General features: G+C 43.8%; 24 protein-coding genes. 20 read left to right on the top strand and 4 right to left on the bottom strand.

Annotated features, from left to right (window positions below; genetic code table 11):
* The first annotated feature begins 186 nt into the window (after positions 1 to 186).
* From purM to MHN02_RS15840, 5 genes are all read left to right on the top strand, one after another.
* A complete protein-coding gene (gene purM, locus MHN02_RS15820; protein WP_014976688.1) occupies positions 187 to 1,227 on the top strand; it encodes a phosphoribosylformylglycinamidine cyclo-ligase in 1,041 nt (346 codons plus the stop codon).
* Positions 1,224 to 1,874, top strand: coding sequence for a phosphoribosylglycinamide formyltransferase (purN, locus tag MHN02_RS15825; protein WP_014979424.1), 651 nt, complete (start codon positions 1,224 to 1,226; stop codon positions 1,872 to 1,874). The genes purM and purN overlap by 4 nt, the downstream gene beginning before the upstream one ends.
* A complete protein-coding gene (locus MHN02_RS15830; protein WP_239247287.1) occupies positions 1,834 to 2,595 on the top strand; it encodes a DUF3108 domain-containing protein in 762 nt (253 codons plus the stop codon). Before purN ends, MHN02_RS15830 begins: the two co-directional genes overlap by 41 nt.
* 386 nt (positions 2,596 to 2,981) lie before the next feature.
* The gene (gene fadE, locus MHN02_RS15835) at positions 2,982 to 5,444 is read left to right on the top strand and encodes an acyl-CoA dehydrogenase FadE (protein WP_014976690.1); all 2,463 of its coding nucleotides are present in this window, start codon (positions 2,982 to 2,984) and stop codon (positions 5,442 to 5,444) included.
* Positions 5,428 to 6,141: a CAP domain-containing protein gene (locus MHN02_RS15840; protein WP_343212234.1), complete on the top strand. Its 714-nt coding sequence runs from the start codon at positions 5,428 to 5,430 to the stop codon at positions 6,139 to 6,141. Before fadE ends, MHN02_RS15840 begins: the two co-directional genes overlap by 17 nt.
* A 35-nt stretch (positions 6,142 to 6,176) precedes the next feature.
* Here MHN02_RS15840 and MHN02_RS15845 read toward each other — a convergent pair whose 3' ends face one another.
* The gene (locus MHN02_RS15845) at positions 6,177 to 6,812 is read right to left on the bottom strand and encodes a response regulator transcription factor (protein ID WP_014979427.1); all 636 of its coding nucleotides are present in this window, start codon (positions 6,810 to 6,812) and stop codon (positions 6,177 to 6,179) included.
* Positions 6,813 to 6,985: 173 nt separating this feature from the next.
* On the opposite strand from MHN02_RS15845, the gene cmoA reads away from it, so the two are divergent.
* The 9 genes from cmoA to MHN02_RS15890 all read left to right on the top strand — a co-directional run bounded on the left by cmoA (position 6,986) and on the right by MHN02_RS15890 (position 17,187).
* Positions 6,986 to 7,717: a carboxy-S-adenosyl-L-methionine synthase CmoA gene (gene cmoA / locus MHN02_RS15850; RefSeq protein ID WP_039227627.1), complete on the top strand. Its 732-nt coding sequence runs from the start codon at positions 6,986 to 6,988 to the stop codon at positions 7,715 to 7,717.
* A 53-nt stretch (positions 7,718 to 7,770) separates the two neighbouring features.
* Positions 7,771 to 8,769 carry a tRNA 5-methoxyuridine(34)/uridine 5-oxyacetic acid(34) synthase CmoB gene (gene cmoB / locus MHN02_RS15855; protein WP_239247291.1) on the top strand — a complete coding sequence of 333 codons (999 nt, stop codon included), beginning with the start codon at positions 7,771 to 7,773 and terminating at the stop codon, positions 8,767 to 8,769.
* Positions 8,770 to 8,863: 94 nt separating this feature from the next.
* Positions 8,864 to 9,736 (top strand): kinase, encoded by an 873-nt coding sequence (locus tag MHN02_RS15860; RefSeq protein WP_239247293.1) that lies wholly within the window; start codon positions 8,864 to 8,866, stop codon positions 9,734 to 9,736.
* Positions 9,733 to 10,542, top strand: coding sequence for an HAD-IIB family hydrolase (locus MHN02_RS15865; protein WP_014949681.1), 810 nt, complete (start codon positions 9,733 to 9,735; stop codon positions 10,540 to 10,542). The genes MHN02_RS15860 and MHN02_RS15865 overlap by 4 nt, the downstream gene beginning before the upstream one ends.
* 12 nt (positions 10,543 to 10,554) lie before the next feature.
* Positions 10,555 to 11,778, top strand: coding sequence for a glycosyl transferase (locus MHN02_RS15870; protein WP_014949682.1), 1,224 nt, complete (start codon positions 10,555 to 10,557; stop codon positions 11,776 to 11,778).
* 5 nt (positions 11,779 to 11,783) lie between these two features.
* Complete coding sequence (locus tag MHN02_RS15875; RefSeq protein WP_239247295.1) at positions 11,784 to 13,538, top strand: sugar phosphorylase; 1,755 nt, start codon at positions 11,784 to 11,786, stop codon at positions 13,536 to 13,538.
* A gap of 99 nt (positions 13,539 to 13,637) precedes the next feature.
* Positions 13,638 to 14,309, top strand: a complete 672-nt coding sequence (locus tag MHN02_RS15880) for a phosphoglycolate phosphatase (protein WP_232379032.1) — start codon at positions 13,638 to 13,640, stop codon at positions 14,307 to 14,309.
* A gap of 138 nt (positions 14,310 to 14,447) precedes the next feature.
* Entirely contained in the window at positions 14,448 to 15,662 is a 1,215-nt protein-coding gene (gene glp / locus MHN02_RS15885; protein WP_239247297.1) for a gephyrin-like molybdotransferase Glp, read from the top strand.
* 151 nt (positions 15,663 to 15,813) lie between these two features.
* Positions 15,814 to 17,187, top strand: a complete 1,374-nt coding sequence (locus tag MHN02_RS15890) for an MATE family efflux transporter (protein WP_239247299.1) — start codon at positions 15,814 to 15,816, stop codon at positions 17,185 to 17,187.
* Positions 17,188 to 17,232: 45 nt separating this feature from the next.
* On the opposite strand, the gene MHN02_RS15895 is transcribed toward MHN02_RS15890, so the two are convergent.
* The 3 genes from MHN02_RS15895 to MHN02_RS15905 all read right to left on the bottom strand — a co-directional run bounded on the left by MHN02_RS15895 (position 17,233) and on the right by MHN02_RS15905 (position 20,188).
* Entirely contained in the window at positions 17,233 to 18,033 is an 801-nt protein-coding gene (locus MHN02_RS15895) for a nucleotidyltransferase family protein (RefSeq protein WP_171338516.1), read from the bottom strand.
* Between the two features lie 137 nt (positions 18,034 to 18,170).
* Positions 18,171 to 19,352 (bottom strand): hypothetical protein, encoded by a 1,182-nt coding sequence (locus MHN02_RS15900; protein WP_239247301.1) that lies wholly within the window; start codon positions 19,350 to 19,352, stop codon positions 18,171 to 18,173.
* Positions 19,352 to 20,188, bottom strand: coding sequence for a MoxR family ATPase (locus MHN02_RS15905; RefSeq protein WP_039220753.1), 837 nt, complete (start codon positions 20,186 to 20,188; stop codon positions 19,352 to 19,354). The genes MHN02_RS15900 and MHN02_RS15905 overlap by 1 nt, the downstream gene beginning before the upstream one ends.
* Positions 20,189 to 20,459: 271 nt before the next feature.
* On the opposite strand from MHN02_RS15905, the gene cysK reads away from it, so the two are divergent.
* The 6 genes from cysK (at position 20,460) to MHN02_RS15935 (ending at position 24,500) form a co-directional block, all read left to right on the top strand.
* Positions 20,460 to 21,425, top strand: coding sequence for a cysteine synthase A (gene cysK, locus MHN02_RS15910; protein ID WP_014949690.1), 966 nt, complete (start codon positions 20,460 to 20,462; stop codon positions 21,423 to 21,425).
* A 245-nt stretch (positions 21,426 to 21,670) separates the two neighbouring features.
* Entirely contained in the window at positions 21,671 to 22,129 is a 459-nt protein-coding gene (locus tag MHN02_RS15915) for a hypothetical protein (RefSeq protein WP_014949692.1), read from the top strand.
* Between the two features lie 224 nt (positions 22,130 to 22,353).
* Positions 22,354 to 22,773, top strand: a complete 420-nt coding sequence (locus MHN02_RS15920; protein WP_239247303.1) for a hypothetical protein — start codon at positions 22,354 to 22,356, stop codon at positions 22,771 to 22,773.
* A gap of 102 nt (positions 22,774 to 22,875) precedes the next feature.
* Positions 22,876 to 23,304: a hypothetical protein gene (locus tag MHN02_RS15925; RefSeq protein ID WP_239247305.1), complete on the top strand. Its 429-nt coding sequence runs from the start codon at positions 22,876 to 22,878 to the stop codon at positions 23,302 to 23,304.
* Between the two features lie 172 nt (positions 23,305 to 23,476).
* Positions 23,477 to 23,839 carry a hypothetical protein gene (locus MHN02_RS15930; RefSeq protein WP_239247307.1) on the top strand — a complete coding sequence of 121 codons (363 nt, stop codon included), beginning with the start codon at positions 23,477 to 23,479 and terminating at the stop codon, positions 23,837 to 23,839.
* Positions 23,840 to 23,930: 91 nt separating this feature from the next.
* The gene (locus tag MHN02_RS15935; protein WP_239247309.1) at positions 23,931 to 24,500 is read left to right on the top strand and encodes a hypothetical protein; all 570 of its coding nucleotides are present in this window, start codon (positions 23,931 to 23,933) and stop codon (positions 24,498 to 24,500) included.
* Positions 24,501 to 24,973: the final 473 nt, after the last annotated feature.

Consider the following 24,973-nt stretch of genomic DNA (forward strand, 5'->3'; position numbering starts at 1 on the left):
CGAGACATTTTATCAAGCAAGATGTTCACCAATAGATAGCCTTCTATTGTCTTTTATATTGGGTTTAATTTCACCCCTAAAATAAAAAAGATCAAAAAGCGCATAAAATAGCCTTCACAAATTGGACTTGTGACGACTTGCTGGTAGAATCCGCGGTTTTCTACCTCTTAGTTTCAGGGCCCAACCGTGAGCGAAAATAAAACCTCTTTAAGTTACAAAGATGCAGGCGTAGATATCGATGCAGGTAATCAACTTGTTGAACGCATTAAATCTGTTACCAAGAAAACCCATAGACCAGAAGTGAAAGGTAACCTGGGTGGTTTTGGTGCACTTTGTGAACTGCCTACTAAATATAAAAAGCCGCTACTTGTTTCAGGTACTGACGGCGTGGGTACAAAACTAAGAGTTGCTATGGATGCTAACCGTCATGACGGTGTTGGTATCGACTTAGTAGCAATGTGCGTAAACGACCTTATTGTTCAAGGTGCTGAGCCCCTATTCTTTCTAGATTACTACGCAACTGGCAAGCTTGACGTTGATGTAGCCGCGTCGGTTGTTACCGGCATTGGCGCCGGCTGTGAGCAAGCAGGTTGTGCATTAATTGGTGGTGAAACAGCCGAAATGCCTGGAATGTATCACGATGGCGACTACGATATTGCAGGCTTCTGCGTAGGCGTGGTTGAAGCTGATAAGGTTATTGACGGCACTAACGTTAAACCAGGTCAAAAACTAATTGCACTTGGTTCATCGGGCCCTCACTCAAACGGTTACTCATTAGTTAGAAAGATTATTGAAGTTAGTGGTGCAGATGTAAACGCCGACCTAAACGGCAAGCCTATCATCGACCAACTTCTCGAGCCTACTCGCATCTATGTTAAATCGGTATTGGCATTGCTTGAAGAAGTGCAAGTAAGCGCTATTTCTCACATCACGGGCGGTGGTTTTTGGGAGAACATCCCTCGCGTATTACCTGAAGATGCGAAAGTGGTTATTGACGAAAGCACTTGGGAATGGCCTGCAATCTTCTCTTGGTTACAAGAAAACGGTAACGTGACTCGCCACGAAATGTACCGCACGTTTAACTGTGGTGTTGGCCTTGTAATCGTTGTTGACGAAAGCGATACCGATGCTGCGCTGAACATTCTTAAACAACACGGTGAAAATGCTTGGGTTATTGGTGATATCGCAGCAAAAGATGGCGAAGAGCAAGTAGAGATCAACGCGTGAGTAACAGTGTAACCAAACTATGCGTACTTATTTCAGGTAATGGCAGCAATTTACAAGCCATTATCGATGAAATAAAAGCAGGCCGTCTGAATGCGGAAATCAGCGGCGTAATCAGTAATCGCCCTACTGCTTATGGTCTGGAACGCGCTAAAGAAGCCGGGATCAATGCGGTTTGCTTAGATCATACAGGCTTCGATTCACGAGAGTCTTATGACGGGGCGCTCAAAGCACAAATTGAGGCTTTTGGCGCAGACTGTGTTGTTCTTGCGGGCTTTATGCGTATCTTAACACCGGAGTTCGTCGACAGCTTTGCTGGAAAATTAGTGAACATTCATCCATCTTTGTTGCCGAAGTACAAAGGTTTGAATACGCATCAGCGAGCTATCGACAATGGAGACAAGGAGCACGGCGTTAGCGTGCACTTTGTTACACCGGAGCTCGACGGCGGCCCTGTTATCATTCAAAGCCGCGTACCTGTGTTTGAAGACGACACAGCAAGCGACCTGGCCGAGCGTGTTCAAGAACAAGAACGTCGTATCTATCCGCTTGTGCTATCTTGGTTTAGTGCAGGCCGATTATCGATGCGAAACAATAAGGCAGTTTTAGATGAGCAAGAATTACCAGAATCTGGTTATGCAAGCGACTAAGCCTTTTGCTTTAGGTGCACTGTTAGCAGCATCGCTTTCAGTGGCCTCGCAAGCAAACCCTAGTACAGAAAATACGGATAGTGCAGAGCTACCGCTTCAGCCCTACAAGGCAACCTATACCGCATACAAATGGGGTGACGACGTAGGCGAAGCGAATATTGAGCTCTCGAAATTAGGTGACCAACAGTACTCTCTAATTTACACGTCAAAAGTGTCTAAGTTTTTCTTGTCTGACAAACGCAGTGAACATTCTATTTTTACTGTTAATGATAATACCGTCGTACCTTCTGAGTACTACTATAATCGTTCTGGCACAGGACCTGATAAAGAGCTTAAGGTAACGTTTAGTCATCAGGGACAAGGCAAAATTGCAGTCGAGAATGGCGAAACATTTGATTGGAACGGTGAATTTGATAACCAGATTTATCGTATTGATCTAGCAAAGCAGTTGGCGCAAGGTAAAACGTCGTTAGATTATAACTTCGTCAACTACCGCGGTGAACTTCGTCATTATGGCGTTCAAGTGGTGGATGAAGAGGTATTGTCTTTGCCTTTCGGTAAAATTGAAACTGTAAAAGTTAAGCTTATTCGCGAATCAAATAAGCGTGAGACGTTTGCCTGGTTTGCGCCATCACTTAACTACACGTTAGTTCGTCTGCAACAGTTCAAAGAAGGCGATGAACAGGGCGATATCAAACTGAAATCGTTTGAGACGCAGTAAAGCGCAAAGATAAACCATTTTTTGTCTCAACAACTTTTTCACAATTGTTGAATAAAGCACGTTATGAACTAGCATTCAGACGTGCTTTTTTATTTACACTGTTGCTGTCTTATCCTCACGTAACCTCTTCTCGTTTCGCAACACAATTCACATTCTAAATCAGTATTTATAAGCAACGACTATACTTATAGAGCGGATAACGCACTACCCTATTATTTATGTCGTTGTTAATAGAATATTCATGTAAAAATCTTGATCTTTGCCCTATTAAATAATAGGTTTACAGCATGCTGGTCTGACCTCGATCTGTGACTGCTTTTCATAAAGCAACTCACTACGCTCGAGTTAAGACTAGCGTAACGTTTAACGCCTTTCAGGAGTGAAGTATGGCAGATTTTATATGGTTTTTACTGGTCGTTCTGACACTAGCGGTAGCTAGTTATCAGCGAACCAGCTTGGTAACAGCGGTTGCCATGGGCGCAGGTGTTATGATTTTAGGCACCCTTTTCGGTGACATCGGCCTGCTTGGTTGGGTAGTGTTCCTTGCTTTAACACTGCCGTTCACGCTTGCAAATATCAGACAGCAGCACATCTCTAAGAAGCTGCTAGCCTTCTACCGCAAAGTTATGCCTGAAATGTCGAGCACTGAGCAAGAAGCTATCGACGCAGGTACGGTATGGTGGGACGGTGATATTTTCAGCGGCAAGCCAGACTGGGATAAATTACACCGCATTCCGAAAGGTCGACTCACTGCTGAAGAGCAAGCATTCTTAGACGGTCCTTGTGACAAAGTGTGCTCAATGGTCGATGAATGGCAAATAAACCATAAAGATGCTGATCTTTCACCTGAAATTTGGCAGTTCCTTAAGGAACACAAATTCTTCGCGATGATCATCAAGAAAGAGTATGGCGGTCTAGAGTTTTCGGCATATGCCCAGTCTCGCGTTCTTCAAAAACTTGCAGGCGTTAGCGCGGTGCTATCAAGCACAGTCGGTGTACCAAACTCATTGGGCCCGGGCGAATTACTTCAGCACTATGGTACAAAAGAGCAACAAGATCATTATCTTCCCCGTCTTGCTGCCGGTGAAGAAATCCCTTGTTTTGCATTAACCGGCCCAGAAGCTGGCTCTGATGCAGGTGCGATCCCTGATGTTGGCGTTGTATGTAAAGGCGAGTGGAATGGCGAAGAAGTGTTGGGTATGCGCCTAACGTTTAACAAACGCTACATCACCCTTGCGCCTGTTGCTACGGTTATTGGTCTTGCCTTTAAACTTCAAGATCCTGAAGGTCTTCTAGGTGATAACAAAGAGCCGGGCATAACATGTGCCCTTATTCCTCGCGACACTAAAGGTTTAGAGATTGGGCGTCGTCACTTCCCACTCAATACGCCATTTCAAAATGGCCCTATTAAAGGTGAAGATATTTTCGTTCCAATCGATTACATCATTGGTGGTCCGAAAATGGCAGGTCGCGGCTGGCGTATGCTGGTTGAATGTTTGTCGGTAGGTCGCTGTATTACCCTCCCTTCATCTGCTGCTGGTGGTGCTAAATCAGTATCTCTTGCAACGGGTGCGTATGCACGTATTCGTCGCCAGTTCCGCATGCCTGTAGGTCATATGGAAGGTGTTGAAGAAATGCTTGCGCGCATTGGTGGTAATGCATATTTGATGGATGGCGTAACACGCTTCTCAACAGTGGGTGTAGACCTTGGTGAGAAACCTTCTGTTATCTCGGCTATCTGTAAGTACCACTTAACCGAGAAGATGCGTCAAATCATTAATGATTCGATGGATGTTCACGGCGGTAAAGGCGTTATGCTTGGGCCAAACAATTACCTTGGTCGCGGCTATCAAGGTGTACCAGTATCAATTACGGTTGAAGGCGCAAACATTCTAACCCGTAACATGATGATCTTTGGTCAAGGTGCAATGCGTTGTCACCCTTACGTGCTAAAGGAAATAGAAGCTGCGTCTATCGAAGACAAAAAAGAAGCTTTGAAAGCGTTTGATAAAGCGGTATTCGGTCATATTGGCTTTGCGGTAGCTAATACTGTTCGCAGTATTTGGTTCTCGTTAACCAATGGCGCATTCAGCAGCGCACCGTTCACTGACGAAACGGCGCGTTACTACAAACTACTTCAAGGCTACAGTGCAAACTTAGCACTACTAACCGATGTTTCTATGGGTGTGCTTGGTGGTGATCTTAAACGTCGCGAGCGTTTATCAGCGCGTTTAGGTGATATCCTAAGTGGCCTTTACATGGGTAGTACAACGCTTAAACGCTTCGACGAAGAAGGTCGTCTAAAAGAAGATTTACCGCTTTTACATTGGGCAATGCAAACTACATTGCACGATATCGAGACAGCAATTGATGACTTCTTGGCTAACTTCCCTAACCGCGCAATCGCTGCAGCGCTTCGCGTTATGGTGATTCCGTTTGGCCGACGTATTGGTAAGCCTTCAGACAAGACAGAACATGCTATTGCACAAATGCTTCAAACGCCTTCAACTGCACGTAGCCGTTTAGGTTATGGTCAGTACCTCACCCGTGAGGAAGGAAGCTTGTTTGGCGATCTTGAGCAAACTCTTGATGATGTACTAGCAAGTGAGCCTATCTTCGAACGTATTTGTAAGCACAAAAAAGCTAAACTACCGTTTACCCGTTTAGATGTGCTTGCTGACGAAGCGCTAGCAGAAGGAATTATTAACGAAGAAGAAGCGAATCTACTTCGTAAGACTGAAGCTGGAAGACTTCGCACTATCAACGTCGATGATTTCGACCACGAAGAATTAGTAGCGAAGGTTAATTCCAACACCACTGCTAAGAAACGAGGTGGCAAAGCTGCTTAATTTCATACCCAAACAAAAGGGCCGCTCTCGCGGCCTTTTTTGTCAACGATTCATTCTATTTACATCACTCACCTACGTATTTTCTAGCCTTTGCTTGGCCGATCAAACAACCTGCGGAAATACCGAACAGGCGAGAGAACTCTCTTTATTAATTGCTAACGACAAAGGTCAACAACGTTCGGTACTAAAATGTAATCCTACGCTTGTTATGCTGGCTGAAACAAAAGCCAAAGACATGGCCGAAAGAGGGCTAGTTTCGCATTTCTTAGGCGGCAGCCCAAATACCCGCATTCGCGATGCAGGGTTAGCTCTGCCCGATTACTACGGTGACGCAATGAGTAACCAGGTTGAGGCTTTGGCTGGTGGTTATACGACAGCGGAAGACGTATGGTACGGGTTGAAAGGTTCTACGTCTCACCGACAGCATTTACTTGCTGAACTACCCTTTTATCAAGAGCAAGATCAAATTGGTATTGCCTTTTACAAGGACTATTCAACTCCCCATGTTGAATACTGGGCAATCTACCTAACCAAACTAGCAGATTCCTCTTTACCCGATTCGGAAACAAAGCCTCAAACTTCGACTACGCTACTATTGAAGGGCCAAAAGAAGTTTGAAAATGTACCTGACAAAGGCTTAGGAATAGTTACTAAAAGTGGTGAGGTTACGCTAAAAACAAAAAAACCGGATGAATAATCCGGTTTTTTATTAGCGCTAGATAAATACTTAGTTTAGTTAAGTTGGAGTTTATCCATCAACAATACGGCTTGCGTACGCGTGTTGATCTCTAGCTTGCGAAGAATGGCACTAATGTGAGCTTTAATGGTTGCTTCCGTAACGTTCATCTCGTGAGCGATTTGCTTGTTCATTAAGCCTGCGCGTAAGTAAGAAAGCACTTGAATCTGTTTAGGTGTAAGTTCACGGAAGCGCTGAAGTAGAACTTTTAGCTCATCGTCAACTTTCTCTAGTTCTTCTTCCATACCTTCTGGAAGCCACTTTTTGCCACCAATAATGTCTACAATAGCCTGAGCAATTTCTCGTGTTTGCGACACTTTGGGGATAAAGCCCTGAGCACCTAGGCTCATTACTTGAGCGACAACCTCAACAGTATCGCTGCCCGAAACAACACCAACAGGAATATTCGGATATTGCTCACGCAGGGTGATAAGGCCGTTAAAATATTCACCGCCAGGCATATTAAGGTCAAGAAGGATCAGCTGAACACCGTCGAATTCGTTTAGCTTCGCCATCGCATCATCCAAGCTTCCTGCTTGAATTATCTGTGCGTTTTCAAAGTAAGGTTCCAACGCGCCGCTCAAAGCTTCGCGAAACAATGGGTGATCGTCTGCTACTAGAATTCTTGTCATTAGCGTTACTGCTTCCTTATTGTATTATGAGTATAGATTAATACTTTAGATCATTAACGAAAAGCCCTAAACCAGAAAAATCACGCAAAATATAACAAATTTGGTGTTTTCCATTGGCATTTACGTATCAAACGGTAAAATTGCGCCCCAAATTAGTTAATTGAAGATCCACAGTGAAGAAACACGACAATATATACGCAAAGGCACTCAATAAAGTAGATGACTTTAAATTTGACGAGTCTGTCGTTGATGTGTTTCCCGATATGATTCAGCGCTCAGTGCCTGGATACGAAACCATTGTTCACACCATAGGCGAATTGGCTAAAATTGCCGTTACGCCCAATACCGTCGTTTATGATCTTGGCTGTAGCTTAGGTGCTGCAAGTTTATCTGTGGCAAGAGCTGTACCTAACGATACATGTGAAATTATTGGTGTGGATGCTTCAGAAGCAATGGTAGAGCGCTGCAAACGCGTCGTACAGACCTTCACACTGCCAAACCCAATTGTTATTCAGCATGGGTTTGCACAAAGTGTAGAAATTAAGAATGCCTCTTTGGTTGTGATGAATTTCACTTTGCAATTTATCCCACCCGCTGACCGCGAAGCGTTATTAAAGCGCATTTATGATGGGCTTAACCCCGGCGGTATGTTGGTGCTATCAGAAAAAATACGCCACCCTACCCTTACTGGCAATGAGCTGCTGGTAGATTTACATCATCAATTTAAGCGCGACAACGGTTATAGTGAACTAGAAGTGAGCCAAAAGCGCGCCGCGTTAGAAAAAGTTATGCTAACCGATACATTTAACGAGCATGATACTCGCTTGAGAAAAGTCGGGTTTACCGATGTTGTGATGTGGTACAAATGTTATAACTTCACGTCTATGGTTGCCATTAAAGGCTAAACAAATCTCGCTACGTCCGTCTTTCCGCAACGCCAACACATATTAAGAACAGTATGAGCAAATTAGAACAAACTTGGTTTACCGATTGCTACAAATCGTTAATAGACAGCCCGCTATCACATTGGCTTCAAACGCTGCCGGCACAAATGGACACCTGGCAGCGAACTGCTAAACACGGTGAGTTTGATAAATGGTGCCGTTTACTTTCGAAGCTGCCGACTACGTCGCCGAATTGTGTTGATTTAGCCTCAAGCGTTTCCATTGGCACCGAAAATGACGTAGATGAATATGTCCAAAAACAAATTGAAGGATTACTAAAGCAGTTTATGCCCTGGAGAAAAGGGCCATTTAATCTTCATGGAATTCATATTGATACAGAGTGGCGTTCGGACTGGAAATGGAATCGCGTAGCACCTCATATTAGTTCGCTGAAAGACCGAAACGTTTTAGACGTAGGTTGTGGTAGTGGTTATCACATGTGGCGCATGCTGGGTGAAGGTGCCAATAACGTAATAGGTATAGATCCTACCCAACTATTTCTTATTCAGTTTCACGCCATTAAACAATTTATTAGTAAAAGTAGTGCGCCTTCCGAGAATATCCATTTTCTACCGATGGGCATTGAAGACATGCAGCCACTGAGAGCTTTCGACACTGTGTTTTCTATGGGTGTACTTTACCACCGTAAAGACCCAATGGCGTTTCTGCAGCAACTTAAAGACCAGCTAAGAAAAGGTGGCGAACTGGTTCTTGAAACCCTTGTTGTGGATGGTGATGAAAATACAGTATTGATGGCGGGTGAACGCTATGCACAAATGCGAAATGTGTGGTTCTTACCGAGCACTGCAGCCCTATCTGTTTGGTTAGGCCGCTTAGGCTTTGAAAATATTCGCGTTGTAGATATCAACCACACAACCCTAGATGAGCAGCGCGCAACGCCTTGGATGGAAACGCAATCTTTGAAAGATTTTCTCGATCCGGAAGATATTACTCGCACTATCGAAGGTTACCCTGCACCACAAAGGGCCGTTATTGTCGCTAACAAGAAGTAAGTCGTAAGTCCACGCGTCTGTTACCCTATTGGCACAAATGTTGTTACCTTAATCAAGAAGAACGTGCGAATTCTGCATTGATTAAGGTGACAACATGGATATACATGGCTTTCTAACGACGCATCAATTGCCAAGTACCTATGCAGAAACTGCACAAAAATGGTTCACCCCATTATGTGAGCAACTGCTTAAGCACCATGATGGTGCAACACAACCATTTATCGTGGGCATAAATGGCAGTCAGGGTTCAGGTAAATCAACTCTGACCAGTTTTATCGAGTCCTTCCTTACCTCGGTCCACAACAAAAAAGTGGTATCACTCTCAATTGACGATTTTTACTACGACCAGTCGCAGCGAAATGCGCTAGCGATAAAAGTACACCCGCTTTTAGCAACTCGTGGGGTACCGGGTACTCATGACATTCCTCTAGCGTTAAATACCTTTCGCAGTTTAGAAAAAGGCACGCGTACATCGCTGCCGCGCTTTAACAAAGCTACGGATAACCCGTTCCCCAAAGAACAGTGGCCTGTAATCGAATCTTCACCCGATTTCATCATACTTGAAGGATGGTGTGTGGGCGCTATTGCGCAAACATCTAGCGAACTTAAACGGCCAGTAAACCACCTTGAAGAAGTAGAGGACCCATTGGGCATTTGGCGCTCTTTTGTAAACACTGAACTAGCAGGCGATTATCAGACGTTGTTCGACAAAATAGACTACCGCATTATGCTGAAAGCACCGAGTTTCGACTGTGTGTATCAATGGCGGTTAGAACAAGAACATAAACTCGCCCAAAAAGCGTTAAAAGATAGCGATGGAGTGATGTCTGATGAAGAAGTGGCAAACTTTGTGCAACACTACCAACGCATCACTGAACACGCATTAAGTCACTTGCCTGAAAAGTGCGACACCGTGTTTTATCTAGATGAAACAAGAACGATAACTAAACAGGACGTAAAACGATGACGAAAACGCTTGTTTTCACCGATATGGACGGCACGCTGTTAGACCACCATACCTACTCTTTCGAGGCGGCGAAACCGGCTTTAACGGCATTAGAAAAAAAGGACATTCCCGTTATTCCCACTACCAGCAAAACCTTTGCTGAATTACAACCGCTGCGCGAGAGTATTGGTTTAGATGGGCCTTTTATTATTGAAAATGGCGCCGCTATTTTCATCCCTCATGGCTTTTTCAAACAAAAACCCAGCGGTACGGTTTGGATAGATGGCTACTGGTGTAAGGCGTTTATCTCAAACAAAAATTACTGGATTAAGCTACTTGAAAAAATAGGTAGCGAATTTGACGGCAAGTATAAACAATTCTCAAAAATGTCGATTCAAGAAATTCAGGAATGTACTGGGCTTGACGAAAGGTCAGCGTCACTTGCTGCCAAACGCCAGTTTGGCGAGCCGGTTTTGTGGCTTGGCACTGACGAAGAAAAACAACGCTTTTTAAAGGTAGTAAAAGATCGCGGTGCTTTCCCTCTAGAAGGCGGCCGCTTCATTCATATTTCAGGTAATTGCGATAAAGGCCAGGCTCTCAAGTGGCTGGCCAATGAATATCAAAAGCAACATACCACCAAAGTTAACACTATTGCCCTTGGCGATGGTAAGAACGACGTTGCAATGCTTGAAGCTGCGCACGTCCCCATTCGCATTTTATCCCCGGTAAATCCTCCACCAGCAGTAAAAAAAGAAGAGGTTTATACCAGCACCCTAACCGGCCCTGAAGGCTGGAACGAAATGCTTACTCAATTACTATCCCTATGATCAGGAGGACACATGGCTGATTTTTATCAAAATGGTGTGGTTACTACGTTACATAACTTAGCTCGTCGTCCTACCGAAGAGCTTGAAGCAGAGCTTCTACAGTTTTCACAAAAGCGCCCTATGGCACTTATTTTACCGTCGCTCTTTTCTGAATTAGAAGGCGACGCACTTCCACATATCGTCAACGAATTAACAGACGTGCCCTACTTATCAGAAATTGTCATCGGTCTGGACCGAGCCAATGAAGAGCAGTACAAACACGCACTAAAATTCTTCGGCAAACTTCCTCAGCATCACAGAGTGCTATGGAACGACGGTCCTCGCCTTAAAGCACTTGATGAAGAGCTTCAGGCTCAAGGCTTGGCGCCAAAGGAGTTAGGTAAAGGTCGAAATGTTTGGTACTGCATGGGCTACGTACTAGCATCGAATCGCGCAGAGTCAGTTGCGTTACACGATTGCGATATTGTTACCTATAACAAAGATTTGCTCGCCAAGCTTATCTACCCTGTAGCCAACCCAATGTTTAACTACGAGTTTTGTAAGGGTTACTATGCGCGTGTGGCTAACGGCAAAATTAATGGCCGTGTTTCTCGACTTCTTGTTACGCCATTACTTCGTGCATTAAAACGCATTATGGGAGACAACGAATACTTGGAGTTTATGGATAGCTTCCGCTATCCATTAGCGGGTGAATTTTCGTTTAGACGCGACGTACTAAACGATATTCGCATTCCAAGTGACTGGGGCTTAGAAATTGGTGTGCTTTCTGAAATGCACCGCAACTATTCGCACAACCGCCTGTGTCAGGCAGATATATGTGATATTTACGACCATAAACATCAGGATTTATCGCTTAATAACGACCAAGGTGGTTTGTCTAAAATGTCTATCGACATTACCAAAGCCATTTTCAGAAAACTTGCCACGCAAGGCTATACGTTTAGCAACGAAATGTTCCGTTCAATTAAAGCCACCTATTTCCGTATTGCGCTAGACTTTATAGAAACCTACCACAATGACGCCGTAATGAATGGCTTGAACTTAGACATTCACAGCGAAGAAAAAGCAGTAGAAATGTTTGCCAGCAACATCATGAAAGCGGGGCAAAACTTTTTAGAAAACCCTATGGAAACGCCGTTTATACCAAGCTGGAACCGCGTGACCAGCGCGGTACCCGATATTTTAGAACGACTATTAGAAGCGGTTGAAGCCGATACTGCAGAATATATGGAGTAAGTAATATGGCATGGGACCATCTCCATGACAAAGTAAAACACCATTTAGAAAGCATTTATGCCGATGTATCGCTGGACGTCTCGTATGAGACGCTAGCGACTAAGTTAATGAACACTATAGGCATTCAGCAGCAAACGGATATTGCTTCACCTCAGTCTCATCACAATTATTGGGATGAAGATGACATTATCATGATTACCTACGGTGATAGTGTCATTGACGAAGGGGAGCGCCCGCTGGTTACGTTAAATAAGTTTTTGCACCGCTACTGCAAGAACACCGTTAATAACGTTCACATCCTCCCCTTCTTTCCATACAGCTCAGACGATGGGTTTTCGGTTATCGACTACTCTACGGTGAATGAAGCACTGGGTTCATGGGACGATATTGAAGTCATTGCTGAGGATTATGGCTTGATGACCGACTTAGTTATCAATCACTGCTCTGCAAGAAGTGTGTGGTTTGATAACTTTGTGAAAGGTGAAGGACCGGGATCTGACTTTTTCTTCACAGCAGACCCATCTGATGACCTCTCCATGGTAACTCGCCCTCGTGTGTCGCCCTTGCTGCGAGAAACGGAAACCGCCAACGGTACAAAGCATGTATGGTGCACGTTTAGTCACGACCAAGTTGACTTTGACTTTAGAAACCCCAAGGTGTTGTTAGCGTTTATCGATATCATCAAGCTGTATATTGATAAAGGCGCTAAAATCTTTCGCTTAGACGCAGTGGCATTTCTTTGGAAAATTGTAGGTACAAACTGCATTAATCTATTCCAAACCCACGAAGTCATACGTTTGATCCGAACGCTGATTGAACATGTGGATCCTTCCATCATAATCATTACCGAAACCAATATTCCCAACAGGGAAAACCTAACGTACTTTGGTAATGCTAACGAAGCCCATGCTATCTACAACTTTTCGCTTCCGCCGTTACTTGTAAATACATTAGTAACGGGTGATTGTGCGTATTTGAAAAGCTGGATGATGAGTATGCCACCGGCGCAAAACGGCACAGCCTACTTTAACTTTATCGCTTCGCACGATGGTATTGGCTTGCGTCCGGCGGAAGGCCTACTGTCAGATGAAGAAATTTCAGAGCTTGTGCATACAATGCAGCACTTTGGCGGCAAGGTGTCGTGGCGCGCTTCTGATCACGGTCAGCAAAAGCCTTACGAGATAAACATCACCCTATTCGACGCGCTGCAAGGAACCACCAAGGGACCTGATAAGTATCAAGTGGACCGATTTATTTGTGCTCACGCCATAATGTTAGGTATGGAAGGTATACCAGGAATTTACATTCACAGTTTACTCGGCACATCCAACGATTACGAAAAAGTCGCTAATACAGGACAAAATCGTTCAATCAACAGAAAACGTTGGGACTTTAACGAGTTAGAGGCTCTGTTAGACTCGCCCTTTTCACAGCATCATAAAGTACTCACTCGAATCTCGCAGCTTATACGCATACGTAAAGCGCAGCCCGCATTTCACCCCAATGCAACGCAGTTTACATTGCAGCTTGGTAATCAATTATTTGGCTACTGGCGACAAAGTCTCGATAGAAAGCAAAGTATTTTCTGTATTAGTAATATTTCAGACGAAGAACAAACAATTTTGTTGTCTGACATAAATCTTATTGGCACAGATAATTGGATTGATCTCATCACCCGTGACGAGATAGCCCTTTCTAGTGGTTTCTTACAAATGAAGCCTTATCAAGTGCTTTGGATCAGCAACCAAGATTTTGAATGAATCTTTGAGCTTATAACGCCAGTCGACCAATAAGTCTACCGCGGTAAGGATACTGCGGTGTTATGCTTGTCACACGAGTTAGCAAATCAAAAGTTTGTAATGCAAGAAATTAATACCTTTTTTTTCGATTTAGACGGAACCTTGGTAGATTCTGTTCCTGATTTGGCAACAGCGTTAAACCAAACATTAAACGACTACCAATTACCAACGTATAACGAGCAGACAATTAGACACTGGGTTGGAAATGGTGCTCGTGTTCTGGTGGAACGCGGATTGAGCGGCAACGCAAAGATCAGACACCATTACACATCAAACGAGATTGATGCCGCTTTAGAAAAATTTCTTTTCTATTACCGAACGCTAGATACTAAAAGTACAGTGCTGTACGACGGCGTGTTCGCAACACTTCACGCGCTAAAAGAACAAGGGTTCACGCTAGCATTAATCACTAATAAACCTTCGGAATTTATTGAGCCTATTCTTTCTTCGTTCTCAATATTTTCGTTGTTTTCGCTTACCATTGGCGGTGATAGTTTACCGGAAAAAAAGCCTTCTTCCCTTCCCCTTCTGCATGCCTGTGAAAAGCTTGGTGTTTCGCCCTCACAGTGTGTAATGGTTGGAGATTCTAAAAATGACATTGTTGCCGCAAAAGCCGCGAACATAAAAAGTATAGGGCTTACCTACGGGTATAACTATGGTGAGAGCATCGCAAAATATAAACCTAACTGGGTTTTCGACGACTTTGAAGAGATATTAACGCTCGCTTCTTAATTCATCTGACATAGCCGTTGATGAAACTTCAATTGCGTCGTTTACGCATACTTTCTTTTATTTCACGCTTTAACCTTTGGTATAAGGCCGCTTTTTCTGTAATATCCGCGTGTTAAATCATTTAATGGAGTTGTTGGTATGTCATCTAAATGGCTTTCACTAGAAGAAGCCCTCACTAAAGCATTAGACGCTGCAAAAGCGATAAACGACGTTGAGCAAGTGAGCATTTTTGACGCCAACAACCGCATCTTGGCCCAAGATGTAACTGCCCACGTTGATGTCCCGCCCTGGGATAATTCAGCAATGGATGGCTATGCCGTAAATGCGGAAGATCTCAAACACAGTGATAAACTCGAAGTACAGGGTGTAATTACAGCTGGCATGAGTGCTGATGAGCCGCTTGAAAAAGGCAAAGCCTTTAAAATAATGACGGGGGCCCCGGTGCCTGCCAATGCTAACGCCGTTGTAATGGTAGAGAATACCGAAAGTCATGATGGCGCGGTTTTGATCAATAAAATTCCATCGGCGCAAGAGAATATACGTAAAAAGGCCAATGATATCGCCAGTGGCGATACACTAATAAGCAAGGGCACGCGCCTTCACGCCGAACACCTTATGCTGCTTTCTTCCCAAGGAAACAGTAAGGTGGCAGTATTCAGAAAACTTCGCGTTGGTGTAGTCGCGACTGGTTCTGAACTTGCTGCACCTGGCGAACCCTGTAAATCGACACAAATTTTCGAGTCTAATCGCGTTGGTGTAAGCAGCATTTTAAGCAATGAAAACGTAGAGCTTATTGATTTCGGCATTGTAGAAGACGACGAAGCATCTTTGCGTAAACTCTTCATTGAGGCGAGCAAGCGTGTAGATGTAATGGTAAGTAGCGGTGGCGTATCTGTGGGCGATGCCGACTATGTAAAAGATATCATCGCTGAATTGGGCACTATCGACTTTTGGAAAGTCGCGGTTAAACCGGGTAAACCCTTTGCTCTGGGCAAAATAAACAACACGTTGTTTTGCGGTTTGCCGGGCAATCCTGTGTCTTCATTTGTTACCGCAAAATTATTGGTTGTGCCTGTTATCAAAAAAATGCAAGGACAAGTACAACCGCACGAGCCGTTCTTTGTTAACGCTAGCATTACGACACCTCTTAAGCGACGTGCAGGCCGCCGAGACTTTCAGCGTGCAACTATGGTGAGAAACAACCGAGGAGAATGGGAAGTCACGCCGTTTAAATCACAAAGTTCTGGTGTTATGACGTCAATCACCTCTGCTAACTGTCTTATGGTTGTTCATGAAGATATAAGTGAGTTAAACATTGGCGACACGGTTCCCGTTATGCCACTGCATTTTTAAAACGACTATTGCTTAAACGCTTTGTACTAAAACATGTTTTTCAGTGTAGTTTTTGTTGCTGTATCTGATTGAAAGCGCAATCGCCGCATTACACGAAACAATTACCCATTATTCTTATCGCCTTTGGCGACCCATATAGAGACACATCACCGTGAATAAGAAACGCTTTCTTGTAGAAGGAAGAGATATTTTAAAGCTAGCCTGGCCATTGCTAGTTGCGCAGATTACACAAATGCTAATGGGCGTTAGCGATACGATTATGGCAGGACGTTACAGCGCTACCGACATGGCAGCAGTGGCGCTTGGGTTTAGCATAACCGTACCACTTCTGTGTTTTATACAAGGTATAGCCCTTGCGCTTCCTCCTATTATCTCGCGGTTACAAGGCAACAAAAGTATTAGCAGTATTGCTGATGCCAGTCAGCAGGCCGGCTACCTTATCTTTTTTGTGGGGCTGGTAATAGCAGGGTTAATTCCTTTTACTGAGAGTATGGTAGCGATTTTTCCTATGGCGCCTGAACTACACAGTATAACGGTAGACTATGTGCTATACGTGCTATTTGCCATGCCGGGTTTTGCGCTGTACCAATGGCTTAGAAACTATTGTGAAGGCTTAGGTAAAACCAAGCCAACTATGATCATTACCGTAATTGGCTTAATGGCAAACATTGTTGGAAACTACCTGTTTATTTATGGTGTTGGCCCACTGCCTGCTATGGGTGGCGCCGGCTGTGGTATTGCTACCGGCATCGTTATTTACACTATGCTGATTGCAACCTTTGTCTATGTGCGCTTTGCCCCTGCCCTGCAAAAATATAATTTGTTCAGCCAGCTATACAAGCCAAACATGGTTACCATAAGCCGAACCTTTAAGATGGGTTTACCCATCGCCATGACGATTTTGTTCGAAGTAACCCTGTTTTCACTAGTTGCATTGCTATTGGCACCATTTGGCGCTACCACGGTAGCGGCCCATCAAGTTGCCCTGAATTTCTCGGCGCTTATGTTTATGTTTCCCATGAGTATTGGGATGGCTGCCGCGATTCGTATTGGGTATCGCATTGGGCAAAGAAATCAGCGTCAGGCCAAAATAGCAGCCCGTACCGCTATTCTTATCGGCTTTTTCACCTCTGCGTGCACTGCTAGCTTCACATTGTTAGCAAAGGGTTTCATTATTGGGCTATATACTAGCGACGATGCTGTTTACACGCTAGCCAATGCACTACTTATATACGCTGCACTGTTTCAGCTGTCAGACGCCGTTCAGGTTATCTCTGCCAATGCTCTACGCGGTTACAAAGACACTACGGCGATGTTTATCATTACCTTTGTGTCGTACTGGTTAATAGGACTTCCTACCGGTGTAGTTTTGGGAAGAACAGACTGGGTAACGGCTGAGCCGATGGCTGCAGCGGGGTTCTGGATAGGATTCATCGTAGGCTTAAGTGCAGCAGCCGTAATGCTTGGAGCCCGTCTTCTTTACATTCAAAGGCCAAGTGCAGCCCATCGCATCGCGAGTGCTTGAGCACCTTAACTGCCGAAGACTGCCTAAAATGCGATAGAAAAAGGGCTAGTCTCGCTGTTTAAATTTTACCCAATCTTGCGGGGTGTCTATATCAATTCGTGCATTAGGTATAGACACAGCCCTTACATTCCCTAACTTCGCATACTTTTTAATGATTGGCTTAGCGCCGGTATCTCCCTGAAGCGCTAATAATTCGCTAAACATTGCTTCTGGGAAAATAGCAGGCACTGTTAACCGACTATTAGGCTCCCCGTATTTCTGCCCATCCCTCTGCCCGTCCTTCTCCCCATGCTTCTGCCACTCGCTACACACTATGTGGTTTGGGTAAGCTTTAGAAGCATCAATAAGGCGGGCAAGATCCTGTGTGTTTAGACTTGGCAGGTCAGCAAGGGTAACAAGCACATGTGAAGGATTGGTGCCCGAAGATGTTCCATCTAATAACGACGATGTTTGTAGAGGCGATTTTGGAAGCGAAGTTGGTGAAAGCGACGTTTTAGGTTGTAATGCCAGGCGTAGTAAATGTAAAAGCCCGCTGCGAATACTTGATGCTATCCCCTCTTCCCACTGCGTATTGTGTATCACCTCAACGGGTGTTTCAGGTAGACCAGAAAAAGCTTCAGCTAACTGCGAACTCACGCTGTCGTGCCATTTGCCTGTAACAACCGTAACTGGATGTTTGCTGATCGACACTATTTTATCGCGAGCTTGAATAAGTTCGTTAGCACTGTGCTGAACAAGCGGCAATTTTGTAATCGGATGCTCTGATAAGAGTTTGTTGCCGTTATAGCGGGAGCTTTGCCCGCCAGCAAGTAAAACGAAAGCTAAGCGATAAACAACCGAACTCAATGTAACACCTTTTAGTCAACGCGCTTTATCTAAGCGAGCGCAAAACCATTTACGCTTTAACAAAGCCAGTTCCCAGGGAAATAACATTATCGCCATCGCGGTTTTCGTGAGTATGAAACCTTGTAACCGCAAAGGGCTTAACGGCTTCTGCTAAGCCCCTTTATAGCAGCCGTTAGTCCTTCAAGCGTAAGCCCATACATTCTGTCTTCCATTATTTCACGAATAATTTTAATAGACGAATAATACGGCCAATAATTTTCAGGCTGTGGGTTAAGCCATACCGCGTTATTAAAGTGGTTTAACAAACGCTGAATCCATACACTACCTGGCTCTTCATTCCAATGCTCTACGCTGCCCCCTGGGTAGGTAATTTCATACGGCCCCATGGTTGCATCACCTACAAAAATAACTTTATAGTCTTTTCCGTAGCGGTGAATGATATCCCAAATAGAAATGCGCTCTTTATTGCGGCGAAGGTTATCTTTCCACACTTCTTCATACACGCAGTTGTGAAAGTAAAAGTACTCAAGGTACTTAAACTCGGTCTGCACTGCTGAAAAAAGCTCTTGGGTGCTCTTAACGTGAGGGTCCATAGAGCCGCCCACATCAAAAAACATCAATACCTTAACCGCATTATGACGTTCTGGCGCCATATGAATATCAAGCAAGCCACCTTTCTTTGCGGTTTCACCTATCGTCGTAGGTACATCTAAATGCTCGCTGGCACCCGTGCGAGCAAACTTGCGCAGCTTTCTAAGCGCCACTTTAATATTACGCGTACCCAGTTCGACATCAGAGCTTAAGTTTTTAAACTCGCGTTTATCCCACACTTTTACTGCCGAAAACTTTCTATTGCCCTTTTGCCCTATTCGCACACCTTCGGGATTATCGCCATAAGCGCCAAACGGAGATGTTCCGCCGGTGCCCACCCATTTATTTCCACCTTGATGACGCTTTTCTTGTTCTTCTAAGCGTTTTTTCAACGTTTCCATCAGTTCTTCAAGGCCACCGGCTTTACGCAGCGCCTCACGCTCTTCGGGGCTTAAATTTTTCTCAATTTCCTTACGCAGCCATTCTTCAGGAATGTCTTTGCCAAACAAATCAACAGATTCAACACCTTCAAAATATTCAGCAAACGCCCTGTCGAACTTATCGTACTGAGTTTCGTCCTTCACCATTATGGTACGCGACAAACTGTAGAACGCTTCGATATCGGCATACACCACGTGCTTTTCAAGCGCACTAAGCAAATCCAGCAACTCGCGCAGCGTGGTTTTAACCTGATATTTTCGCAGTGTATAAAAAAACTGAATAAGCATTAGCGACGCGCCATAAAGACCAGTTTTTCAAACAAATGTATGTCTTGTTCGTTTTTAAGTAGTGCCCCGTAAAGTGGTGGAATAGCAGCTTTTCCGTCTTTTGAGTGAAGCGCTTCTGGTGGAATATCTTCAGCAACCAAGAGCTTAAGCCAGTCGATAAGTTCAGAGGTAGAAGGCTTTTTCTTAAGCCCTGGTACATCTCGAATTTCAAAGAAGGCCTTTAACGCTTCATCAAGCAGCTTTTTCTTTAAATCTGGGAAATGTACGTTAACGATTTCTTGCATTTCCTCTGGATTCGGGAACTGAATGTAGTGGAAGAAACAACGGCGCAAGAAAGCGTCTGGCAGCTCTTTTTCGTTGTTCGATGTAATAATAACAATAGGACGCTGCTTCGCGACTACACGTTCCTGCGTTTCATAAACGAAGAACTCCATCTTATCGAGCTCTAGCAGCAAGTCGTTGGGAAACTCAATGTCAGCTTTATCAATTTCGTCAATTAATAGTACCGGGCGCTTTTCTGCGCTAAAGGCTTCCCATAATTTACCTTTTACGATGTAGTTGCTGATATCGTGAACGCGATCATCACCAAGTTGAGAGTCGCGAAGACGTGACACTGCGTCGTATTCGTACAAACCTTGCTGTGCTTTAGTGGTTGATTTAATGTGCCACTGAATTAGTTCGGTGCCTAAACTCTCGGCCAATTCTTCAGCAAGCATGGTTTTACCTGTGCCCGGCTCGCCTTTAATTAAAAGCGGACGCTCTAGCGTAATAGCTGCGTTAACCGCCAGCTGTAAGTCTTTGGTTGCGATATAATTAGACGTGCCACTAAAAGCCATTATTGTTGTACTCCGTATAATTTTTCGTCTTTGCAATTTTAACTATAATATCAAGGCCTTCTCATGATTGCCCATAGATATAACATATAGCTAAAAAGCACTTTGCATTTTACTGATTGGGACCAATGATATAGGGGTATGACGAAATCCCCTAATTCAGGCTGTGAATTATTAACTATCACACGCGTTGAATTATTAACTACTAAAAAGGTCGTACAGATCACGACAGACGGGGTTTCCTATAAAATAAGGAACGAGGTAAGGATTTATAATGAACGTATTTGACGACAATTCCCTATCTATTGGCCGCACGCCACTAGTAAAGCTAAATCGCGTAACATCAGGTAATGTATACGCAAAAATTGAATCGCGTAACCCAAGCTTCAGCGTTAAGTGCCGCATTGGCGCAAACATGATTTGGGATGCTGAAAAGCGCGGTGTCCTTACCGAAGGTAAAGAAATTGTAGAGCCGACCAGTGGTAACACAGGTATCGCTTTGGCGTTTGTTGCAGCGTCTCGCGGTTATAAGCTAACGCTAACCATGCCTAGCAGCATGAGCCTTGAGCGTCGCAAACTTCTAAAAGCTTTGGGCGCAAACCTTGTTCTTACTGAAGCGCCTAAGGGCATGAAAGGTGCCGTTGCCGCTGCACAAGAAATTGTGGCATCAGATCCAGACAAATACGTATTGCTTCAACAGTTCGACAACCCGGCTAACCCAGCTATTCACGAAAAAACCACTGGCCCTGAAATTTGGGAAGATACAGACGGTAAAGTAGATGCATTCGTAGCTGGTGTAGGTACGGGTGGTACAATCACGGGTGTAAGTCGCTACCTTAAAAATACGAAAGGTAAAGCAATTACTTCTATTGCTGTTGAGCCAACAGACTCTCCAGTAATTACCCAAGCGCTTGCGGGCGAAGAATTAACCCCTGGTCCACACAAAATTCAAGGTATTGGCGCAGGTTTCATTCCAGGTAACCTAGACCTAGACCTAATTGACGAAGTTGAGCAAGTTACCAACGAAGAATGTATGGACATGGCGCGCAAGCTAATGACCGACGAGGGTATTCTTGCAGGTATTTCTTCTGGTGCAGCCGTTGTTGCTGCTAAGCGTTTTGCTGAACGCCCAGAAAACAAAGACAAAGTGGTTGTAGTACTTCTAGCAAGCGGCACAGAACGTTACCTAAGTAGCCCTCTGTTTGCTGGTGCGTTCGACGAACAAGAAGAAGTTCAATAACCACCAAAATGTTTCAATCATTTAAAAACGAGGCCTAGTGCCTCGTTTTTTTATGCCTACTCTCTTCTGTTTCTCCTGAAGTTTCATGAAAACAAACACCTGAGTTTTACGCTCTATTACTTTGCTTTTGTGCGCAATATTGTGAATAATCAAAGCATAGATTAGCGAAGCGGCGAGCACATTGACTTCGTTGAGATATAAAACTATCAATAAGAAACGGACCTCTTTACATTAAGGTAATCCAAATGAAAACGCGTATGTGGTACGCCCTATTCGGGCTTTTTACAGTGTTGATTTTATCCGCTTGCGGTAAAAAGGAAGAAGGCATTGGGCGGTACGGCATGCTTGATGAAAGTACCCCTGAGTACACCACCGTAGCGTTTCTCAAAAGTGTTTATGAAGATGACAACCTTGATACAGCAATTCGCCTATCAAGCGAAAAACTGTCTCGTATCTTAACGAGATACCACACTAACAGTAACGTTCAGCGCCACCTCTTAAACCTTAAATATGACACCGTCACCATCACGCCTCAAAGTGCAGGTCGAGTTGGCCGCAACGAATTCGCAGAAAAATCGACAATCACCGTATTTTTAAGTGGAACATACAACGATGATAAAATTGAAGACTTGCGTAGCCTAGACTTGATTAAAGAAGACGGTGAATGGAAGGTTAATAAAATTCATCCAGATGCCTATTTATAACGTGTAGATAAACGCTGTTTTTATGGCCAGCAACGTAGCTTTTTACAAATGAAGAAAATAAAAAGGATGTTTTCCGGCTTTTATGCTTAAAAGCGTTTATTTTTTGTTTAATGGGTTGTTTTAGGGTAATAATTTCAAAACGCTCATAAGTGATATACGGATAGTTTCCACCTTACATAAAGGATTTTTTCTGTACATTAAATTGTTAGCTTTCAGGAGTAATATTGAACAAAACGGAAGTTTCAGAACTAGTTATTTCCTACTCTGACAAATATGGTTCAACCAACAAACCAGAGAGAAGAGAGCTGCAAAACAAACTCAGAAAAGCGAAGTCTAAAGCTCTTTTTGACGGGCTATTCTCAATATTCCTCATGGAGTCATGTCCGGAATCATTTGCGCGTCAAAATAATGCTGGTTTAATGCTTTTTAAAATCAAACCTAAAGTTAAACTAGAACCATTGGAAATGCTTAGAGTTTGTCTCCCGACTTGGGACGTAAGCGTAGAGGAATTAGTATTCTACTTCGTAGAAAAATGCGGAAAGGAAGAAATCGGAATAGTACTAGAGAAACTTAAATCTATTCCACTATCTGAACGTGAATCTGCGGCTCTGAAAAGCATGCACTTCTGGTTTGAAAAAGCATGAAAGCTAACAAACGCATAAACTCGCTCGCGGGCTCGCTGGGACAAAAACACGTAGGCTCCCTTCGCTTCGCTCGGTATTATAGCCTACGTATTTTTGCCCGTTATGCGGGCCGTTATATGCCAAAGGAATACGGACATTATCTGGTTTAAAAAACTCAAAAGCCCTCACGTACCTTTAGACATTCCAATAGAAGATGGATTGGCTATATTAAAAAAGGTTGGCAGCCCCGTCTTTTTTGAGTCCGAAGAGGAAAGGCAATATAAAGTTTCAAATGCAGCTTACAATGTAGCTATTTATGAAACGGATGGCATTGTTTCAAGTGCTTGGTACGACGATCCCATTGGAAGGTCTTGGAACCTTGGGAGACAGAAAAAAGTAAATCTATACCTTTCTCGCTACGACAATATCAGTAACTGGGAAGCTAGGCTCAATAATGGATATATTCAGTTCTATTTTAACGACACGCTTGGATTGAGCATGTCTTATGGGTTACACAAAGATGTCATCAGGTTTAATAAACAAGGCATATAACAAGCCAATAAACACACTCACTTCGTTCGCTGGGACGCATACACGCAGGGCGGCTTCGCCATTATGCCCTGCGTGCCTGCGCCCGTTATTGGAAAGTTATGCAAATCGCAGTTCATAGTGCTTCGATTAGTATTGGAGTTTAGATAGGTGGTTTGCCCTAATTGAGGAATAAATGCTGGATGTTCCTGGATTGTTATTTTTGATTTCTTCAATTGCTGTGCCAGGCTTCTATGTCTATATGCGTGGTGGCACGAATAGAGTTATATTTGTTTTAGCTAATGTTGGTATAGTCTCTTTGGTAGGGATGGCTTTAAGTGCGATGGAATCAACTTTGATTTATCTAAATCACACTTATCTTTCGTCCTTATATCCAGAGCAAGTGCCACGAATTCTATGGCCAGTATTTGAAGCGCTTGAGTGGATTGAAGATTGGTTTGCTGTCATTAACGTTGGCTTGATGATTGTTAATACGTTTATTTCACCAGTTATAATGTATAAATACTGTAATATTTTTAGTCCAAAAAGCAGTGCATAACAAATTGCTGCACGTGGAGCCAGTTACGCCGCCCTACCATGTGGCTCGCTGCGCTCACTATACCACATGGTAGCACGTCGCAACTGACCCAGTGAGCAAGGCGTTAGCCACCAAAGACACTATGGGCCAATTTTTTTCATTATCATTTTTTATTGCATATAGTGCCGCTATCCTTCAGCTTAGTTTTTTAGCCTTTAGCGATGTACTCGATGATGGCATTTTGACATACATCGCTGTTGGGCTTGGTATTTCAAGCGCTCCTGCTATAAGGCTATTTCAAAAGTGGAAACATGCTAAATCTGCAAGTTATTTAATAACTGACGAACCTGGACAAACGCCATTCCATCAACGGTTAATTAACTTTCCCCTGCTCATAGTTTTCTCTACGTTTGGATTTATTGGCTTAATTTCAATATCTAATCACATATTCGCATCTGAAGAAGTGCACGTAGAAGAATTTGTAGTGGAGGCTATCGGGAAAAAACGTGTTAGATACGATTTATTTGAATACATATTAATCTCAAATGGTGATTATGCAACGTCACTCAATCTTGGAGAAACTCCAAAAACGACATTCAGTGTCGGAGACAAGCTTGAGGTAACCCTTAAAACAGGTTTATGGGGTTACTATATAGTTGAGGATGTTGTAAATGGTGGCTAACAAGCCAATCAACTCACTCACTGCGTTCGCTGGGACGCATACACGTGGGGCGGCTGCGCCATTATGCCCCACATGTCTGCGCCCGTTATTGGAAAGTTAGTACCCTCGGAGCAGGAAGCTTGAAAGTAAAACCATCCAAAAAGCTGCATATGTCTGGTCAACTTCAGTTTATGAATGTATTTCTATATTTTCATGGGACTTTTGCGGCTCTATTGGCCAAGCAGAACTGATTTATCCACTTTTTGCTCTAGATGTGCTGCTAGCTTTTTATTTACTTTCGCCATTTTTTACCTATTTCAGCTATCGTGAAATAGTCAAAAATAGGAATAAAATTAAATAATGTTGCTAGGTAGTATTGGGTTTACGGGTACTAACAACTCAATAAACTCGCTCACTTCGTTCGCTGGGACGCATACACGCAGGGCGGCTTCGCCATTATGCCCTACGTTCCTGCGCCCGTTATTGAAAAGTTA

The organism is Alteromonas sp. CNT1-28, assembly GCF_022348345.1.
GTDB lineage: Bacteria > Pseudomonadota > Gammaproteobacteria > Enterobacterales > Alteromonadaceae > Alteromonas > Alteromonas macleodii.

Excerpts from the sequence above, each read along its gene's own strand:
- MHN02_RS15880 (WP_232379032.1), top strand. The coding sequence starts at position 13,638 with ATGCAAGAAATTAATACCTTTTTTTTCGATTTAGACGGAACCTTGGTA.
- MHN02_RS15860 (WP_239247293.1), top strand. The coding sequence starts at position 8,864 with ATGGATATACATGGCTTTCTAACGACGCATCAATTGCCAAGTACCTAT.
- MHN02_RS15915 (WP_014949692.1), top strand. The coding sequence starts at position 21,671 with ATGAAAACGCGTATGTGGTACGCCCTATTCGGGCTTTTTACAGTGTTG.
- MHN02_RS15865 (WP_014949681.1), top strand. The coding sequence starts at position 9,733 with ATGACGAAAACGCTTGTTTTCACCGATATGGACGGCACGCTGTTAGAC.
- cysK (WP_014949690.1), top strand. The coding sequence starts at position 20,460 with ATGAACGTATTTGACGACAATTCCCTATCTATTGGCCGCACGCCACTA.
- MHN02_RS15925 (WP_239247305.1), top strand. The coding sequence starts at position 22,876 with ATGCGGGCCGTTATATGCCAAAGGAATACGGACATTATCTGGTTTAAA.
- MHN02_RS15870 (WP_014949682.1), top strand. The coding sequence starts at position 10,555 with ATGGCTGATTTTTATCAAAATGGTGTGGTTACTACGTTACATAACTTA.
- MHN02_RS15875 (WP_239247295.1), top strand. The coding sequence starts at position 11,784 with ATGGCATGGGACCATCTCCATGACAAAGTAAAACACCATTTAGAAAGC.
- MHN02_RS15905 (WP_039220753.1), bottom strand. The coding sequence starts at position 20,188 with ATGGCTTTTAGTGGCACGTCTAATTATATCGCAACCAAAGACTTACAG.
- fadE (WP_014976690.1), top strand. The coding sequence starts at position 2,982 with ATGGCAGATTTTATATGGTTTTTACTGGTCGTTCTGACACTAGCGGTA.
- cmoB (WP_239247291.1), top strand. The coding sequence starts at position 7,771 with ATGAGCAAATTAGAACAAACTTGGTTTACCGATTGCTACAAATCGTTA.
- glp (WP_239247297.1), top strand. The coding sequence starts at position 14,448 with ATGTCATCTAAATGGCTTTCACTAGAAGAAGCCCTCACTAAAGCATTA.
- MHN02_RS15930 (WP_239247307.1), top strand. The coding sequence starts at position 23,477 with ATGCTGGATGTTCCTGGATTGTTATTTTTGATTTCTTCAATTGCTGTG.
- MHN02_RS15900 (WP_239247301.1), bottom strand. The coding sequence starts at position 19,352 with ATGCTTATTCAGTTTTTTTATACACTGCGAAAATATCAGGTTAAAACC.
- MHN02_RS15830 (WP_239247287.1), top strand. The coding sequence starts at position 1,834 with ATGAGCAAGAATTACCAGAATCTGGTTATGCAAGCGACTAAGCCTTTT.
- MHN02_RS15845 (WP_014979427.1), bottom strand. The coding sequence starts at position 6,812 with ATGACAAGAATTCTAGTAGCAGACGATCACCCATTGTTTCGCGAAGCT.